This window comes from Gordonia sp. B8661-1, assembly GCF_059427765.1.
Genome location: NZ_JCAHRL010000004.1, coordinates 234590 through 249872, shown reverse-complemented (window position 1 = coordinate 249872; position 15283 = coordinate 234590). Strand labels below are relative to the sequence as shown.

Annotated in this window: 14 protein-coding genes; 8 read left to right on the top strand and 6 right to left on the bottom strand. The window is 68.0% G+C overall.

The window, feature by feature from the left end; translation table 11 throughout:
• Positions 1-129 precede the first annotated feature (129 nt).
• A complete protein-coding gene (locus tag AC4JJG_RS11285) occupies positions 130-2151 on the top strand; it encodes an acyl-CoA dehydrogenase family protein (RefSeq protein WP_495401273.1) in 2022 nt (673 codons plus the stop codon).
• A 148-nt stretch (positions 2152-2299) separates the two neighbouring features.
• Here the strand turns inward: AC4JJG_RS11285 and AC4JJG_RS11280 are convergent, their stop codons facing one another.
• Complete coding sequence (locus AC4JJG_RS11280) at positions 2300-2662, bottom strand: helix-turn-helix domain-containing protein (RefSeq protein WP_495401272.1); 363 nt, start codon at positions 2660-2662, stop codon at positions 2300-2302.
• 134 nt (positions 2663-2796) lie between these two features.
• Here AC4JJG_RS11280 and AC4JJG_RS11275 point away from each other — a divergent pair, with 134 nt between their 5' ends.
• The 7 genes from AC4JJG_RS11275 (at position 2797) to AC4JJG_RS11245 (ending at position 10472) form a co-directional block, all read left to right on the top strand.
• Positions 2797-3888 (top strand): GAF domain-containing sensor histidine kinase, encoded by a 1092-nt coding sequence (locus tag AC4JJG_RS11275; RefSeq protein WP_495401271.1) that lies wholly within the window; start codon positions 2797-2799, stop codon positions 3886-3888.
• Positions 3885-4511 carry a LuxR C-terminal-related transcriptional regulator gene (locus AC4JJG_RS11270; RefSeq protein ID WP_495401270.1) on the top strand — a complete coding sequence of 209 codons (627 nt, stop codon included), beginning with the start codon at positions 3885-3887 and terminating at the stop codon, positions 4509-4511. Before AC4JJG_RS11275 ends, AC4JJG_RS11270 begins: the two co-directional genes overlap by 4 nt.
• Before the next feature lie 133 nt (positions 4512-4644).
• On the top strand, positions 4645-6276 hold the full coding sequence (locus AC4JJG_RS11265) for an AMP-binding protein (RefSeq protein ID WP_495401268.1): 1632 nt from the start codon (positions 4645-4647) through the stop codon (positions 6274-6276).
• A complete protein-coding gene (locus tag AC4JJG_RS11260) occupies positions 6273-6758 on the top strand; it encodes a MaoC family dehydratase (RefSeq protein ID WP_495401267.1) in 486 nt (161 codons plus the stop codon). Before AC4JJG_RS11265 ends, AC4JJG_RS11260 begins: the two co-directional genes overlap by 4 nt.
• A gap of 1 nt (position 6759) precedes the next feature.
• Complete coding sequence (locus tag AC4JJG_RS11255) at positions 6760-8688, top strand: PHA/PHB synthase family protein (protein ID WP_495401265.1); 1929 nt, start codon at positions 6760-6762, stop codon at positions 8686-8688.
• Positions 8689-8817: 129 nt separating this feature from the next.
• Complete coding sequence (locus AC4JJG_RS11250; RefSeq protein WP_495401264.1) at positions 8818-9114, top strand: hypothetical protein; 297 nt, start codon at positions 8818-8820, stop codon at positions 9112-9114.
• A gap of 122 nt (positions 9115-9236) precedes the next feature.
• A complete protein-coding gene (locus AC4JJG_RS11245) occupies positions 9237-10472 on the top strand; it encodes an alpha/beta fold hydrolase (RefSeq protein WP_495401262.1) in 1236 nt (411 codons plus the stop codon).
• Between the two features lie 94 nt (positions 10473-10566).
• Here the strand turns inward: AC4JJG_RS11245 and mce1N are convergent, their stop codons facing one another.
• The 5 genes from mce1N to AC4JJG_RS11220 form a co-directional block, all read right to left on the bottom strand.
• Positions 10567-11304 (bottom strand): transport-regulating membrane protein Mce1N, encoded by a 738-nt coding sequence (gene mce1N / locus AC4JJG_RS11240; RefSeq protein ID WP_495401261.1) that lies wholly within the window; start codon positions 11302-11304, stop codon positions 10567-10569.
• The gene (locus AC4JJG_RS11235; RefSeq protein ID WP_495401260.1) at positions 11301-11732 is read right to left on the bottom strand and encodes a hypothetical protein; all 432 of its coding nucleotides are present in this window, start codon (positions 11730-11732) and stop codon (positions 11301-11303) included. Before AC4JJG_RS11235 ends, mce1N begins: the two co-directional genes overlap by 4 nt.
• The gene (locus AC4JJG_RS11230; protein WP_495401259.1) at positions 11729-12427 is read right to left on the bottom strand and encodes a hypothetical protein; all 699 of its coding nucleotides are present in this window, start codon (positions 12425-12427) and stop codon (positions 11729-11731) included. The genes AC4JJG_RS11235 and AC4JJG_RS11230 overlap by 4 nt, the downstream gene beginning before the upstream one ends.
• A gap of 144 nt (positions 12428-12571) precedes the next feature.
• Positions 12572-13549: a porphobilinogen synthase gene (gene hemB, locus AC4JJG_RS11225; protein ID WP_495401258.1), complete on the bottom strand. Its 978-nt coding sequence runs from the start codon at positions 13547-13549 to the stop codon at positions 12572-12574.
• A 27-nt stretch (positions 13550-13576) separates the two neighbouring features.
• Positions 13577-15220: a bifunctional uroporphyrinogen-III C-methyltransferase/uroporphyrinogen-III synthase gene (locus tag AC4JJG_RS11220; protein ID WP_495401257.1), complete on the bottom strand. Its 1644-nt coding sequence runs from the start codon at positions 15218-15220 to the stop codon at positions 13577-13579.
• Between the last annotated feature and the right edge of the window lie 63 nt (positions 15221-15283).

Sequence of the window (15283 nt, the reverse complement as noted above, 5' to 3'; positions counted from 1 at the left end):
TTCCTCCGGTGGGGCCGACGAGCAGACGCCACGAAACCGACGTCGCTCGCCACACTAGAAAGCGCGAGTGCGATGCACCACCCCCGGAAGTGGGGGCGCCGGTCACCGTAGTTCCTCTACGGTGGGGTCATGGCCACTTCTGCCGAGACTCCCGCCGACCACGTCACCGACGATCCGGATACCAAGGTTCCCGACGATCTCCAGGAGCTGTCCGCGGAGGACCGCGCGCTCCTCGTCGACAATCTCCGCTACAGCCTCGACGGGCCGTGGCGGGCCGTCCGCGACAAGGTACGCGCACTGACCGATCGCTCGGATCTGCTGCCCGACCCCGCACTGGACATCGCCGAGGACCGCGCCCGCGTCATGGGTGTGATGCGCGAACTCGCCAAAGAGCATTTCGCCGCAGCAGGTTTCGGGGCCGACCACGGTGGCGACGGGGACATCGGTGGTTCGGTGACCGGCATCGAGATGCTCGGTTTCGCCGATCTCTCGCTGATGGTGAAGGCCGGCGTCCAGTGGGGACTGTGGGGTGGCGCGGTCGAGAACCTCGGCACCGAACGACATCACGAGAAGTACGTGCGGCCGACCATCGACCTCGAACTGCTCGGCTGCTTCGCGATGACCGAGACCGGTCACGGCTCCAATGTGCAGGCTTTGGAGACCACCGCCACCTATGACGCGGCCACGCAGGAATTCGTCATCAACACCCCCAAACCGTCGGCCCGCAAGGACTACATCGGCGGCGCCGCACAGGATGCCCGCTACGCGGCGGTGTTCGCGCAGCTGATCACCGGCGGCCCCGACGAGGAGCAGACCGGTCACGGCGTGCACTGCCTGGTGGTCCCCATCCGCGACGAGGCGGGCGCCGACCTGCCGGGTGTCACGACCAGCGACTGCGGATACAAGGGCGGGCTACGCGGAGTCGACAACGGCCGCATCATCTTCGATCAGGTGCGCATCCCGCGTGAGAACCTGCTCAACCGGTACGCCGACGTCGCCCCCGACGGCACCTACTCGTCCCCCATCGAGAACCCCAACAAGCGGTTCTTCACCATGCTGGGCACCCTCATTCGCGGCCGCATCAGCATCGGCGGCACCGCCAACGTCGCCGCACGCAAGGCGCTGACGCTGGCCACCCGCTACGGCCTGATCCGCCATCAGTTCGACGCCCCCGGCGAGAAGGGCGAGGTCCTCATCCTCGATTACCTCGCACAGCAGCGAAAGCTGTTCCCGCTCATCGCGAAGTCGTACGCGATCGCCTTCGCACAGAACGAGCTCACCGCCGAACTCGACGAGGTGCAGTCGGCCGCCGAACACGACGACGCCCGCCAGCGTCTCCTGGAAAGCGCCGCAGCAGGATTGAAGGCGTACGCGACATGGCACGGCTCGCACACCATCAACGTGTGCCGCGAGGCATGCGGCGGCGCCGGCTACATGGACGAGAATCAGTTGCCCATCATGCGCGGCGACATCGACGTGTTCACCACCTTCGAGGGTGACAACACCGTGCTCACCCAGCTCGTCGGCAAGGAGACGCTGGGCGCCTACTCCGAGGATCTGCGCGGCCTCTCGGCCGGCGGCTGGGTGCGGTTCTTCGCGAACATGGCCAAGGACGTCGTCGCCGAGAAGACCGCGGTGCGTCAGGTCATCCAGAGTCTCCTCGACGACTCCGACGAGGATCCGGAGAACTCCAGCCTCACCGACCGCGCCACCCAGGTCCGACTGTTCCGCAACCGCGAGGATCACCTGGTGCGGACATGCGCGCAGCGCCTGCGCCGGGCCGCGGACGACGATGACGACAGCGACGCCTTCGAGGTGTTCAACAACGCCCAGGATCACCTGTTGGCGGTCGGTCACGCCCGCACCGAACGCCTCGTCCTGGAGGCCTTCATCGAGGCGATCGAGGACTGCGATTCGCGCTCCGCGGCAGAACTTCTCGGCAAGGTGTGCGACCTGTACGTGTACTCCGCGCTCGAGAACGACCTCTCCTGGTTCCTGATGCACCGGCACATCTCGGTGGAGCGCGCCAAGGCGATCCGGCGCGGGGTCAACGAACTCTGCCAGGAACTGCGCCCGCACGCCCGTGTGCTCGTCGACGCCTTCGGTGTTCCCGAGAACCTGATGGTCGCACCGATGCTCGAGCACGGCTGAGACTTCTGATCTCGATACGCGGGCTGATCTCGATACGCGGGCTCGCTGCGCTCGCACGCTACTCGATCGGCGGTTGGCCGGCGAGCCCGCCTATTCCGGCGGTCGAGTAGCGGCGAGCGAGCGCAGCGAGCCCGCCGCTACTCGAGACTCAGTCCGCGTCGCGTTCCGCTCGCGTGGCGGTCACCATGGCGTCGTACACCTCGATCAGTGCGCGGCGCTGCCGGGCACTGAGTGACGGGTCGGCGCGGATCGTCGCATACATCAGTTCGGCGGATTCGTCGTCGCCCGACCCCTCCTCGGTGAGGTCCTCGACCGGCACTCCCAGCGACATCGCGATGTTGCGCAGCACCTGATCGCTCGGTGCGCGCAAACCGTTCTCGATCTGGGACAGATAGGGATTGGAGATGCCGACCATCGAGGCGAGCTGCCGCATCGACAGCTCCCCCAATTCCCGCTGGCGCCGGATGATCGCGCCGAGTGATCGGGGCAGGTCGTGCGTCGGCTCGGACATACCCCTCATCGTAGGGTCCCGCCGCGACGGGTCCGCGTGCACCATGAATCGGGTCTCGCCGATTCCGTCCGACTTGATGACGCGCCGCCCGTGAGTGCGAAAGACTGGTCATTCGGGGTGGAAGGTGAGTGGCGGTGAGATCGACGAACGGGGTGGGTTCGGCGAGCGGGGCGGCAACGCCCGATTCCCGTGCGCTCGATGCGGTGGCGGCACGGGTACGCGACGCCCTCGGCGTCGATGTGGTGTCGGTGGCCCGGCTCGATCCGTCCGGGGACTTCGTGATGGCCGGACACGCGGGCGCCCGTTCGGCCGACTTCCGCTCACTGCGCATCCGGCCCGGCTCCGGCATGGCCGCGCTGGTGGTGGCCGGTGGCGAGCCGATACGGCTGGGCAACTATCTGCTGTCCGATCAGATCTCCGACGACTATCGCCGCGAGGTGGGCGCCGAAGGACTGCGAGGGTTGGCGTGCGTACCGGTGGTCGGCCCGTCGGGCACCACACTCCTGGTCTATGCGGGCAATCGGACCCCGGGCGCCCTGGACGATCGCCTGCTCGGGCGGCTGGAGGGCATCGCCGCAACGCTGGAGCATGAACTCGGCGTCGCCCCGCATACGTCGGCCGGTGCGGCCGTCGCCGACGAACGCCGTCGCCTCGCGGTTCGCCTGCACGACACGGTCGCCCAGGTGTTGTTCGCCATCGCCTCTGACGCCGAGACGACACTGGCCGACGCCGGGCAGGCCGATGCCGCCCTGGCCCGGATCGTCGGGCTCGCCCGCTCCGGACGGGTCGATCTGCGCCGGACCTTCGCCGACCTCGCGGACCGTACCGATACCGCGGTCCCGGATGGCGCCGACGTCCTCGACGAGATCCGTCGTGCCGCCGAGGATCCCGGCACCACCGTGCACTGGGCGGTACGCGGGCCGGTGTCGGAACTCGGTCCGGACACCGTCGGTCTCGTCGCGGACGTCGCCCGGGAAGCGGTCCGCAACGCGGTCCGGCACGGGGGTGCACGTGACGTCGCGGCCGCGCTGATCGTCGACGACCGGCGCGTGGTGCTCAGCGTGCAGTCTCCGGCACCGTCCGATGCCTCCATCACCCCCGAACCCGGATCCGGTGTGGATCTGCTGGCCGCGCGCGCCGCCCATGCCGGCGGCACCGTGCGGGTCAGCCTCCTGCCCGACGAGGAGCAGGCCGTCGCCGTCGTACGACTGGACCTGCCGCGATGAAGATCCTCACCGTCGACGACCATCCCGTCGCCCTGACGGGTATCACCGCGATCCTGACGTCGGTGTTCCCGGGCTGCGACGTGTGGACCTCGGGGCGCACCCGCGAGGCGATCACGCTGGCCGTCCGCATCCGGCCGGACCTGACGCTGCTGGATCTGCATCTTCCCGAGCCGCCGTCGGCCGCGGAGACCTGCCGGCAGTTGCGCGACCGCGGAGTGGGCGGACCGGTGGTGTTGTTCACCGCCCACGAGGACGACGTGCTCATCGAGGAATGCCTGGCCGCCGGTGCCGCCGGATGCCTGCTGAAGGACACCTCCACCGCGGCGGTGGCCGCCGGACTGCGCCGCGCGCTGCGCGGGCACGAGGTGATCGATCCCCGCGTCCGGCGCAGCCTCGCCGCCCGCCGGGTCGACCGTGCGGATCGTCCGGAGATCACGCTGACCAACCGGGAGACCGAGATCCTGGCACTCGTCGCGGAGGGCCTGTCGAACCGGGAGATCGGCGCCCGCCTGAACGTCGCCGAGTCGACGGTGAAATGGCATGTGCGCAAGCTGATGGAGAAGCTCGGCGCGCGTTCCCGCTGGCAGGCGGTGATCATCGCAGGAGAACGCGGAGCCGTCTGACCGCAGGTCGCGCCCGCCCTTGGGCGGGCGCACCCCCTACTTTCGTACGGCTTTCGGGTTCGTCACGTTGCCGACCTTCGTCGATCGCGTCCATAGTCGAATGTGATACACCTCACTTTCGACAGGAGTTGTGATGACCGGTCTCGACACCTCGCTGACGCCGTTGAGATTCCTCGAACGCGCCGCTCTCGCCCACCCCGACAAGGACGCGCTGATCGACGGGCCACGCCGGTTCACCTATCGCGAGATGGCCGACGCGGCCACCCGGTACGCGCACGCACTGCGCGCATCCGGCGTGGGGCCGGGCGACCGTGTCGCGTATCTGGCGCTCAACTCCGCGGAGGTATCGCTCGCACACTTCTCGGTCGCACTCGGTGGCGGCGTCCTCGTCACGATCAATACGCGCCTGTCCCCCGAGGAGGTGGCCTACATCCTCGACCACGCCGAGGCGGCGACCGTGTTCGCGCACGCCGACCTCGTCGAATCACACGGCGAAGCGCTGCGTGAGCACGGCGCGGAGGTCATCGTGCTGCCCGAGCAGGACGGCTCGCAGCCGGTCGTCGATGCCATTCCGACGACGTCGTACAGCGACTTCCTGGCACGCGGCTCCGACGACCCGCTGCCCTGGACCGTTGACGACGAGACGTCGATGTATTCGCTCAACTACACCTCCGGCACCACCGGCAATCCCAAGGGCGTCGTCTACACCCACCGCGGCGCATATCTGAACTCTCTCGGGCAGGTCGTCCACCAGGAGTTCACCGTCGACACCCGCTACCTGTGGACGCTGCCGATGTTCCACTGCAACGGATGGTGCAGCGCGTGGGCCGTCGTTGCCGTCGGCGGCACACAGGTGTGCATGCCCGCGGTCCGGGGACCCGACCTGTGGCATCTACTCGACACCGAACACATCACCCATCTGGCCGGCGCCCCGACGGTGCTCGCGATCATGGGATCCGCCGAACAGGCGCATCCGCTCGACCCGCCGGTGACCGTGGTGACCTCGGGCGCCCCGCCCAATCCGGCCGTCATCGAGCGCTTCCATCGGCTGCACGCCCGGATCATCCATGTCTACGGGCTCACCGAGGTGTACGGCCCCTATTCCATCTGCGAATGGCAGCCCGGCTGGTCGGAGTTGCCGCCGACCGAGTTGTCCGCACAGTTGTCCCGGCAGGGCATCGGGATGCTCACCGCGATGGACATGCGGGTCGTCGAAACCGAACGTGAGCCCGGCTCCCCACTGGTCGACGTCCCGGCCGACGGAACCACCCAGGGCGAGATCGTGATGTGCGGAAACACCGTGATGGCAGGCTATTTCAAGGACGATGAGGCGACCGCGGCCGCATTCGACGGCGGCTGGTTCCACACCGGCGACCTCGGTGTGCGGCATCCGGACGGCTACGTGCAACTCGTCGACCGGGCCAAGGACGTCGTCATCTCCGGCGGCGAGAACATCTCCAGCGTCGAGGTCGAGCAGACCCTGATGCGCCACCCCGCGGTCACCGACGCCGCCGTGATCGGGGTCCCGCACGAACGCTGGGGTGAACGGCCGATGGCCTATGTGGTGCGCGCCGCGGGCAGCGACACCACCGCCGACGAACTGATCGATCACGTCAAGGAACACATCGCCAAGTTCAAGGCGCCGGACTCGATCATGTTCGTCACCGATCTACCGAAGACCGCCACCGGCAAGGTGCGCAAGAACGTGCTCAAGGAACGGGCCGATGCCACCGCATCCGCCCCCGACAGTGGGAGGACAGCATGACCGACACCGACGCCTCCGTCACGAAAACCGTTGTGACGCTGGATGAACTGACCGGACTCGTGGGCCACACCCTCGGCCCCTCCGGGCCGGTGCTGATGTCGCAGGACCGGATCAACACCTTCGCCGACGCCACCGACGATCATCAGTGGATTCACGTCGATCCCGAGAGAGCCGCCACCGGGCCGTTCGGCACCACCATCGCCCACGGATATCTGACCCTGTCACTCGGTCCCGCCCTGCTCTGGCAACTCCTCGACGTCAGCGACGCCGCGTCGGTGGTGAACTACGGCCTGAACAAGGTCCGCTTCCCCGCACCCGTCCCGGTCGATTCCCAGGTCCGGATGACGGCCGAGATCGCCTCGGTGGACGAGGTCTCCGGCGGACTGCAACTCGCCTATCGCGGCACCTTCACGGTCGACGGGCAGGAGCGCCCCGTCTGCGTCGCCGAAGGACTGCTCCGCTACTACCGAGGAGGGGAATGAGATGACCACCACCGAAGAACCCGCCGCCGGACGCGTACGTCGCACGCCGTCGTCGGCATCGTCACGACGCCCACGCCGCTCCACCACTGCGCACGGCGCGACAAACACACCGCCGCAGCCTGATCCGTCGCCGGAAGCGCCGAACGGTGACGCGACGGAAATGTCCGCACCCCGATCGGCCGAACCGACGAAGTCCCGGTCGAGGACCAAGCGGTCGGCGCCGAAGCGCGCGGCCAAGGCGGTTGCCGCACCGGCGAACGTCCTGCCTGCGCTCGGGCAGCGCGCACTGTCCAAGTGGGATCCGCTCGGCTGGGGATCGGCAACGGTCACCACACTCGGCCGGGCACTGACCAATCCGGTGGCGCTCGGCGCCGCGACCGCCCGCGCCGTGTCATCGGCCGCGCAGATCCCGCTGGCCACCGCCGCCCGGGTGGTGAGCGCCGGCGGCCCTGAACCCGCCGCCGCCGACCGCCGGTTCGGATCCGATGCGTGGCAACAGAATCCGCTGTACTTCGGTATCCAGCAGACCTACGGCGTGACGACCCGGTTCGTCGACGACGTGCTGGCCGCCGGATCACGCGGCGATCTGGCCGACCTCAAGGCGAAAACCGCCGTGCACCTGATGCTCGACGCACTGGCCCCGACCAACTACCCGTTGACCAACCCGGACGTCGCGGTGCGCGCCTTCCAGACCGGCGGCAAGAGTTTGGTCGAAGGCGCGAAACTCGCGTGGTCGGATGTGCGCGAACGGGGCGGAACCCCACTGAAGGTCGATCGCGACGCCTTCACGCTGGGCGAGAACATGGCCTGCACGCCGGGCCGCGTGGTCTTCCGCAACGAGTTGATGGAGCTGATCCAGTACTCGCCGCAAACCGAACAGGTACACCGGAATCCGTTGCTGTGCAGTCCGCCGTGGATCAACAAGTTCTACGTCATGGACCTGGCGCAGAACCGGAGCTTCGTGGAGATGGCCATCCGCGAGGGACACACCGTGTTCATGATCAGCTACCGCAATCCCGACGAGTCGATGCGCGATCTCACCATGGACGACTACTTCACGCAGGGCATCGAATCGGCCCTCGAGGTCGTCGGCGACATCACCGGGGCCGAGACCATCGACGTGGCCGGTCTGTGTCTGGGCGGTGCCATGGCCACCATGTGTGCCGCCTATCTCGCGGCCGTCGACGACCCGCGACTCGGATCGTTGACGCTGTTCAATACGATGCTCGATTACTCGAATCCCGGTGAGCTGAGCGGATTCGTCGACGCACCGTCCCTGGACCGTATCGGTCTGCGGATGCGGGAGACCGGATTCCTGAAGGCACAGGACATGGCGCTGACCTTCGATCTGCTGCGCGCCCGCGATCTCATCTTCCGGTACATCCCGACCCGGTGGCTGATGGGCGAGGCGCCGACCGCATTCGACATCCTGGCGTGGAACGACGACGCCACCCGCATGCCCGCGGCCATGCACGGCGACTATCTGAATCGTCTGTACGGGCGAAACCTCTTGGCCTCCGGCGATTTCGTCATCGACGATGTCCAGCTGGATCTGGGCGCGGTCACCAACGACACCTACGTGGTGGGCGCGATCAACGATCACATCGTGCCGTGGATGGCGTCGTACGCGGCCACCGGTCTACTCGGCGGCGAGGTGCGGTACGTGCTGTCCTCGGGCGGCCACATCGCCGGAATCGTCAATCCGCCGTCGAAGAAGGCGTGGTACGACGTGAGCGAGGTGACCGCCTACCCCGGCGATCCGGTGCGCTGGCGCGAGGTCGCCGAGCATCACCAGGGCTCGTGGTGGTCGGATTGGGCCCGATGGTCGGGCGAACGCGCGGGCGACATGGTCGCACCGCCGCCGATGGGCTCGGCCGACTTCCCACCACTCGAGGACGCCCCGGGCATCTACGTCCGGCAGACGGCGTGAGCCCCGACCGGCGATTCCGTCTGTTAGCTGCGATAGCTGTTAGCTGTGATAGCTACCCCTTGCTAGCGCTAGCTGATGCGTGCTAACCTAGCTAACGTACCGCACAGACCCCGACAGAAGAGGAAGTCGATGTCCGACACCGCCGCACAGTTCGAGAAGACCACCGCTGCTTTCAGCACCAACGTCGAAGAGTCCGCCGAGCGGATTCGCGCCCTCAACGAGAAGCTGATCGACGCCGCCAAGCAGAACGGCACCGCGACGCTCGACGCCTACGAGAAGACCCTCGCGAACCTCGTCGACCTGGAGCAGAAGGCCGCCGACGCCAGCCAGCTCGACTGGGTTTCCGCCCTGGCCAAGGCGCACACCTCGTTCATCACCGAGGTCAGCACCGCCTTCACCACCGCGGCCCGCGACGCCCTCAAGTAAGTCGCCCACGCGGCACCCGACCGCACAAGCAGAATCCCGGACCGTCGTTCCGGCCCCGACAACGGGCGCCCGGACGGGGTTCGGGACTTTGCGTTGTGACACTCCGACCGAGACGGATATCCATGGCCTTCGTCAACACCCCGCCCACCGATCCCACCGCCGCGAGCCAGACACTGCAATGGTTCAACCTGCCCGTCGACCTCTGGTCGTCGACGGTGAGCGGCTGGGCCGGTTACCTTCGCGCCGCGAGCAGCAGCCCCCGCGGCCTCACCCCGTTGACGTTCGCCGAGGACGCCGCCGAGTTCCTGCGCGCGACCACCACCCGCACACCCCCGACGTGGGCCACGAAGCACCGCGTCGTGCGCGAGTGGCCGCAGGCGCGACTCCTCGACGCCTCCGCCGACGACGCCGACCCCGCACTCGTACCGACCATCGTGCTTCCGCCGCAGGCCGGTCACGCCTCGACGATCGTCGACTACTCGACCGATCAGAGCCAGCTCGACACCGCGCGCGAGAGCGGGCTGAGCCGGCTCTACTGCTTCGACTGGTTGCCCGCGACCGACGAAACGAGCGGTTCGTCCATCGATGACTACATCCACATCATCGACGACGCCGTGGCCGAACTCGGCGGTCGTGTGAACCTCGTCGGCGACTGTCAGGGCGGCTGGCTGGCGACGATCTACGCGGCGCTGCGTCCGGACGCGGTGAACGTCCTCGCGGCCGGTGGTGCGCCGATCGATTTCCACGCCGGCGTGTCCGCGATCCAGGAATGGCTCCATCGTCTGGCACCGCGGGAGGAGATGGCGTTCTATCGCGGACTGGTCGCCGCCGGACAGGGAAATCACCTGGGCCGCAACCAGATCATCGGGTTCAAGATGCTCGAACCCGGGCAGGAGTACAACCGCCTGGCTCAGTTGTGGAGCAACATCGGCGATGAGCAGTACGTGCAGCGCCACATCGATTTCACCAACTGGTTCGAATGGGCCCAGGATGTGCCGGGCGCGTTCTACCTGTGGATCGTCGAGCATCTGTTCGTCCGGAACGAGCTCATCAGCGGCGATCTCGTCGTCGACGGCGAGAACGTGCACCTCGAGCGCATCACCTGCCCGCTGTACCTGCTCGCCGGCACCAACGATCACATCACCCCGCCCGTGCAGATGTTCGCACTCGCCGATCACGTCGGCACCCCCGAGGCGGACATCCGTCAGGAACTGTGCGAGGCCGGACACCTCGGGCTGTTCATGGGACACCGCGCCCTGCGTGAGCACTGGACGCAGATCTTCGCCGCGATGGCCGAACGCTCGGCACCTCACGGCGAGCGCGCACGCACCGACCACCCCGACCCGCCGGTCGAGTAGCGACGAACGAGCGCAACGACCAACCCGGCCCGACTCGCTGGTCTCAGTGTGATGGTTGATGGGCGCAGCGAGCCCGTCGGGTATGAGACCCCGCTCACTGATCCGCGGCGCGGCCCCCACGAGGCGGCAGGCCCATCGCCACCGCCTGGTGCGCCTCGGTGAGTTCCTGCCGGAAGCGGTCCACGTCGCGTGCCCAGGCCTGGGCGATGGTGCCGTCGGCGAGCTTCACGCCGACGCCCTTGCGGCGTCTCGGGACCGCGGGCAATTCACCGAGGGCGCGGGCACTCTCCCACGTCTTCGCCTCGCCGCCGGTGTTCTCCGGGTAGACCGTCGCGATCTCGGAGAGCGGCAGCACACGGGTGCCCTGCCGAAGTGTCCCCTCGGTGAGACGCACGGTCACATGCGTCCGCGCGGCGTGCACCTGCACGACCGAGAAACCGATCAGCAGGACCGCGAAGATCCCCAGCACCAGCCAGTGCACGCGGCCGGGGCCGAGGATCTCCATCGTCAGCACCGCGCCGACCAGCACCGGCCCGATGGCGACGACCCACCAGCTGCCACCGGGTTCGTAGAACAAGAGTTCGCCCTCGTCGACGGGTTCGGTGACCTCGTCGGTCGCGGCGTCCTCGGATTCGTCGCCGGACTCATCACCGGCCGCCTCATCGGCGGGTTCGTGGGTGGTGGGTTCCTCGGTGCCAGATTCCTCCGTGGCGGATTCCTCGGTGCCGGATTCCTCGGTGCCGGATTCCTCGGTGGCGGATTCCCCGAATCGCTCGGCGGAGCGGTCGCCGTCGGTGGGCTCCACTGCGCTCTCGTCGCCCCGCTCGGTCATGTGGGGGCGCCGTTGTACCACTGTTCGGCCTCGGGCCGATAGGCCAGCAGCGAGCCGAACAGGCCGATCAACGCGGCCAGCAGCGCGAAGGCGATGACGGAATCGCCGAAGCTCAGGATCAGCAACAGGATCACCGCCACCAGGGTGAGCGCGGACAGCGACGACCGCCATCGGATGTCACCGAGGAACGCCTTGCCGCCGAGAAGCAGATAGGCGGCGCCGACGACCACGATGATCACGCCGAAGCCGATCGGTTCGAGAACGGGGCCGGTCGTCGAGATGGCACCCAGAACGATCGTGGCCACGCCGAGAGCGATGAGGAGTACGCCGGAGGCGGCCCAGCAGCGATACGCCCACACGACGAGTTTCGGGCGGACGGCGGTATCCGGGGCGGGCCTGTCCGCGTCGCGCTTCTTGGGAGTCGTCACCGCGCATCGTCTCCTTCGGTGTGCGGCCGATCGGCGGGCTGTCGTGGTGGAACGGACTGCTGTGGGTCACCATACGACCATTGCGGCGTCGATCCCGGGGAGTACGCGGAACCCGGTGCGTACGGCTGTCCGGGACCGCCCGGACCGTACGGCGGCCACGACGGCGACTTCGACGAGCGACGGAATTCGGCCATATCGCGGCAGTACTGCTCCGATTCTCGGCGCATGAGCAGCACCGATGCACCACCGGCAGCGACTCCGCTGACGATCATCGGGATCATCACCCACGCCGGTTCCACCGATCCGAACAGGCCGAAGAGCAGGTTGAACGCGATGAAGAATCCCGCCGCGGCCAGCACCATACGGGCGGCGTTGTAACCGTTACGCGTAAAAAACATGACCGCGATCGTCAGTGCGGTCAGCACCACGACCATGAACACCAGCGATCCGATCAGCACACCGCCCGACGACAGCATGTCGACCTGGTCGCGCTGTTCCTGCGAATCGGTGGGCAGGCCGCGTACACGTTCGTCCCAGCTGTCGCGCAGCGTCGGGTACTGGCCGAACAGCGCGACGATCTGCGTGATGACCACCAGAACCCAGAGTTCGCCGGCGATGGACAGCGCATCCGGTCGCTGGGGGCGTTCCCGCGGCTCGGGGGCCTGCGAAGCGGTCGGATCGAACGGTACGGACATGGTCACCAGGGTAATGAAGGCCGTGCGCGACCGGCACATCGTGGCGTTTGCACTCCTCTGCTGAAAACGTCGTCGTCAGGGGTCACCGAGGGCATATTGCCCTCGAAGACCTCTCTCGAGGATGTTTTCAGCAGCTCGACCGGCTCACGACAACCTCTGTGCGACCTCAGTCGCGAAGTAGCTGAGGATGATCGATGCGCCCGCCCGGCGGATCGACACCAACGATTCGAGGATCGCGGCGTCGCGGTCGATCCACCCGCGTTCGGCGGCGGCGGTGATCATCGAGTACTCGCCGCTGATCTGATAGGCGGCCACCGGGACATCGGCCATCTCCGCGATGTCACGGACGATGTCGAGGTAGCTCATCGCGGGTTTGACCATGACGATGTCGGCGCCCTCGTCGAGATCGAGCTGCACCTCGCGGAGGGCTTCGACCCGGTTCGCCGAATCCTGTTGGTAGGTGCGGCGATCCCCCTGCAACGTGGAGCCGACCGCTTCCCGGAACGGGCCGTAGAAGGCCGACGCGTACTTGGCGGCGTACGCCAGGATGCCGGTGTCGGTGAATCCCTCGGCATCGAGTCCGGCCCGGATCGCGGCGACCTGACCGTCCATCATGCCGCTGGGCCCGAGCAGGTGCGCCCCGGCGCGGGCCTGGGCCAGCGCCATCGAGACGTATCGCTCGAGACTCGCGTCGTTGTCGACGCGGCCGTCGTCGGTCAGCACCCCGCAGTGACCGTGGTCGGTGAACTCGTCGAGGCAGGTGTCGGCCATCAGCACCGTCGAGTCACCCAGATCGTCACGCAGCACGCGGAGCGCCCGGTTCAGCACACCCTCGGGATCGTCGGCGCCCGAACCGATTCCGTCCTTGTCGGCGGGCGCGGGCACACCGAAGATCATCAGTCCGCCGACACCGGAACGGACCGCCTCGTCCGCTGCGGTCCGCACCGACTCCATCGTGTGCTGGACGACGCCGGGCATCGACGAGATCTCCCGCGGATCGTCGATGCCGTCGGCGACGAACATCGGCAGCACCAGGTCGCTCGGCGTCAGGACGGTCTCGGCGACCAGTCGTCGCATGGCGGGCGTCGTCCGCAGACGACGCGGACGGATCAGTGGCCCCATACGATCACCTCGATCCTCGGCACGACATCAGGAGCGGGAACGGCGAGACTTCTTGCGCGGCGGGGGAAGTGCTCCCTCGGCGCGGAGTCGTGCGGCGTGCTCGGCGAGCGCGTCCACGAGTTCGGGCACCGACGCCGCCTCCGGCTGCACATCCACCCGCAAGCCGAATTCCGTTGCCGTCTCGGCGGTCTTGGGGCCGATGCACGCGACGATGGTGCGCGCGTGCGGCTTCCCGGCGATGCCGACGAGATTGCGGACGGTGGAGCTGGAGGTGAAGCAGACCGCGTCGAAGCCGCCGGTCTTGATCATCTCGCGGGTCTCGGCGGGCGGCGGAGCCGCACGCACGGTGCGGTACGCGGTGACGTCGTCGATCTCCCAGCCACGTTCCCGCAGCCCCTCGGACAGCGTCTCGGTGGCGATGTCGGCGCGCGGCAGCAGGATGCGGTTGACCGGATCGAACACATCGTCGTAGGGCGGGAAGTCGTCGAGCAGACCGAGGGAGCTCTGTTCCCCGGACGGGATGAGTTCCGGCTTGATGCCGAAGGTGCGCACCTTGTCCGCGGTGGCCTCGCCGACGCAGGCGATCTTCACGCCGGAGAACGCACGTGCGTCGAGACCGAACTCGGCGAACTTCTCCCAGACGGCGCGGACCGCGTTGGTGGAGGTGAACACCACCCACTGGTAGCGACCGTCGACGAGTCCCTTGACCGCACGCTCCATCTGCGCCGGGCTCCGGGGCGGCTCGACGGCGATGGTCGGCACCTCCTTGGGGATGGCGCCGTGCGACCGCAGACGATCGCTCATGTCGCCTGCCTGATCCTTGGTGCGCGGCACCAGCACGGTCCAGCCGTACAGGGCGCGGGACTCCCACCAGGACAGCTTGCCGCGCTGGGCGACGACCTTGCCGACGGTCAGGATCAGCGGTCCGACCAGAGCGTTGCCCTGCTCGTTGAGGGTGGCGAGGGTGGCCTCGATGGTGCGCTGGGCGCACGTGGTGCCGTTGACGGTGATGGCGACGGGGGTCTGCGGGGCCAGTCCGTGCTCGGTGAGTGCGCTGGCCGTCTCGGCGAGATGTCCGGACGTGGCGTGCAGTGCCAGCGGTCCGGGCGCGGCCGCGAGCGCGGCCCAGTCAACCTCGCCGCGCACATCGGCCTCGGTGTGTCCCGAGCCGAGCGGCATACCCGCGTAGCTGGGCACCACCGACGCGGCCGGCAGGCCGGGCAGCACCTCGAACTGCACCGACGACCGCGCCACGGCGGTCACCTCGGCCAGCACGGAATCTGTGGTCATCGGGTCACCGGCGACGATCCGCACGACGTCGTCGCCCGCCTTGGCGGCGGCGACGAGGGTCTTGGCGACCTCGGCGGGATCCCCGAGCGCGGGATGCACGATCGACGCCTGGGCGTCGTCCTCGGCATCGGCGGAGGCATCCGCGTCGGCGGGTTCGGCGCTCTTGGCGGCGCGCTTCGTCGAGCGCGCGGTGTCCTCGGGTGGCGGCAGATGGACGGCACCGATCATCTCGACCACACCGGCGGGCACATCGGGGTCGATGTAGGCGACGGTGGCCTTCTCGATGACGTTTCGTGCGCGCACGGTCAACAGCTCGGGATCCCCGGGACCCGATCCGACGAACAGGATCCGCCCCGGATTGACCTTTTTCGTACGGCTCATGTGTTCGCACTCTCCTGCTCCGCTGGGGAGCTGCAGTTCTCTGCACCGGAGTCCGAAGGTGGC

Excerpts from the sequence above, each read along its gene's own strand:
- AC4JJG_RS11245 (WP_495401262.1), top strand. The coding sequence starts at position 9,237 with ATGGCCTTCGTCAACACCCCGCCCACCGATCCCACCGCCGCGAGCCAG.
- AC4JJG_RS11285 (WP_495401273.1), top strand. The coding sequence starts at position 130 with ATGGCCACTTCTGCCGAGACTCCCGCCGACCACGTCACCGACGATCCG.
- AC4JJG_RS11270 (WP_495401270.1), top strand. The coding sequence starts at position 3,885 with ATGAAGATCCTCACCGTCGACGACCATCCCGTCGCCCTGACGGGTATC.
- mce1N (WP_495401261.1), bottom strand. The coding sequence starts at position 11,304 with ATGACCGAGCGGGGCGACGAGAGCGCAGTGGAGCCCACCGACGGCGAC.
- AC4JJG_RS11230 (WP_495401259.1), bottom strand. The coding sequence starts at position 12,427 with ATGTCCGTACCGTTCGATCCGACCGCTTCGCAGGCCCCCGAGCCGCGG.
- AC4JJG_RS11280 (WP_495401272.1), bottom strand. The coding sequence starts at position 2,662 with ATGTCCGAGCCGACGCACGACCTGCCCCGATCACTCGGCGCGATCATC.
- AC4JJG_RS11260 (WP_495401267.1), top strand. The coding sequence starts at position 6,273 with ATGACCGACACCGACGCCTCCGTCACGAAAACCGTTGTGACGCTGGAT.
- AC4JJG_RS11255 (WP_495401265.1), top strand. The coding sequence starts at position 6,760 with ATGACCACCACCGAAGAACCCGCCGCCGGACGCGTACGTCGCACGCCG.
- AC4JJG_RS11220 (WP_495401257.1), bottom strand. The coding sequence starts at position 15,220 with ATGAGCCGTACGAAAAAGGTCAATCCGGGGCGGATCCTGTTCGTCGGA.
- AC4JJG_RS11250 (WP_495401264.1), top strand. The coding sequence starts at position 8,818 with ATGTCCGACACCGCCGCACAGTTCGAGAAGACCACCGCTGCTTTCAGC.
- hemB (WP_495401258.1), bottom strand. The coding sequence starts at position 13,549 with ATGGGGCCACTGATCCGTCCGCGTCGTCTGCGGACGACGCCCGCCATG.
- AC4JJG_RS11265 (WP_495401268.1), top strand. The coding sequence starts at position 4,645 with ATGACCGGTCTCGACACCTCGCTGACGCCGTTGAGATTCCTCGAACGC.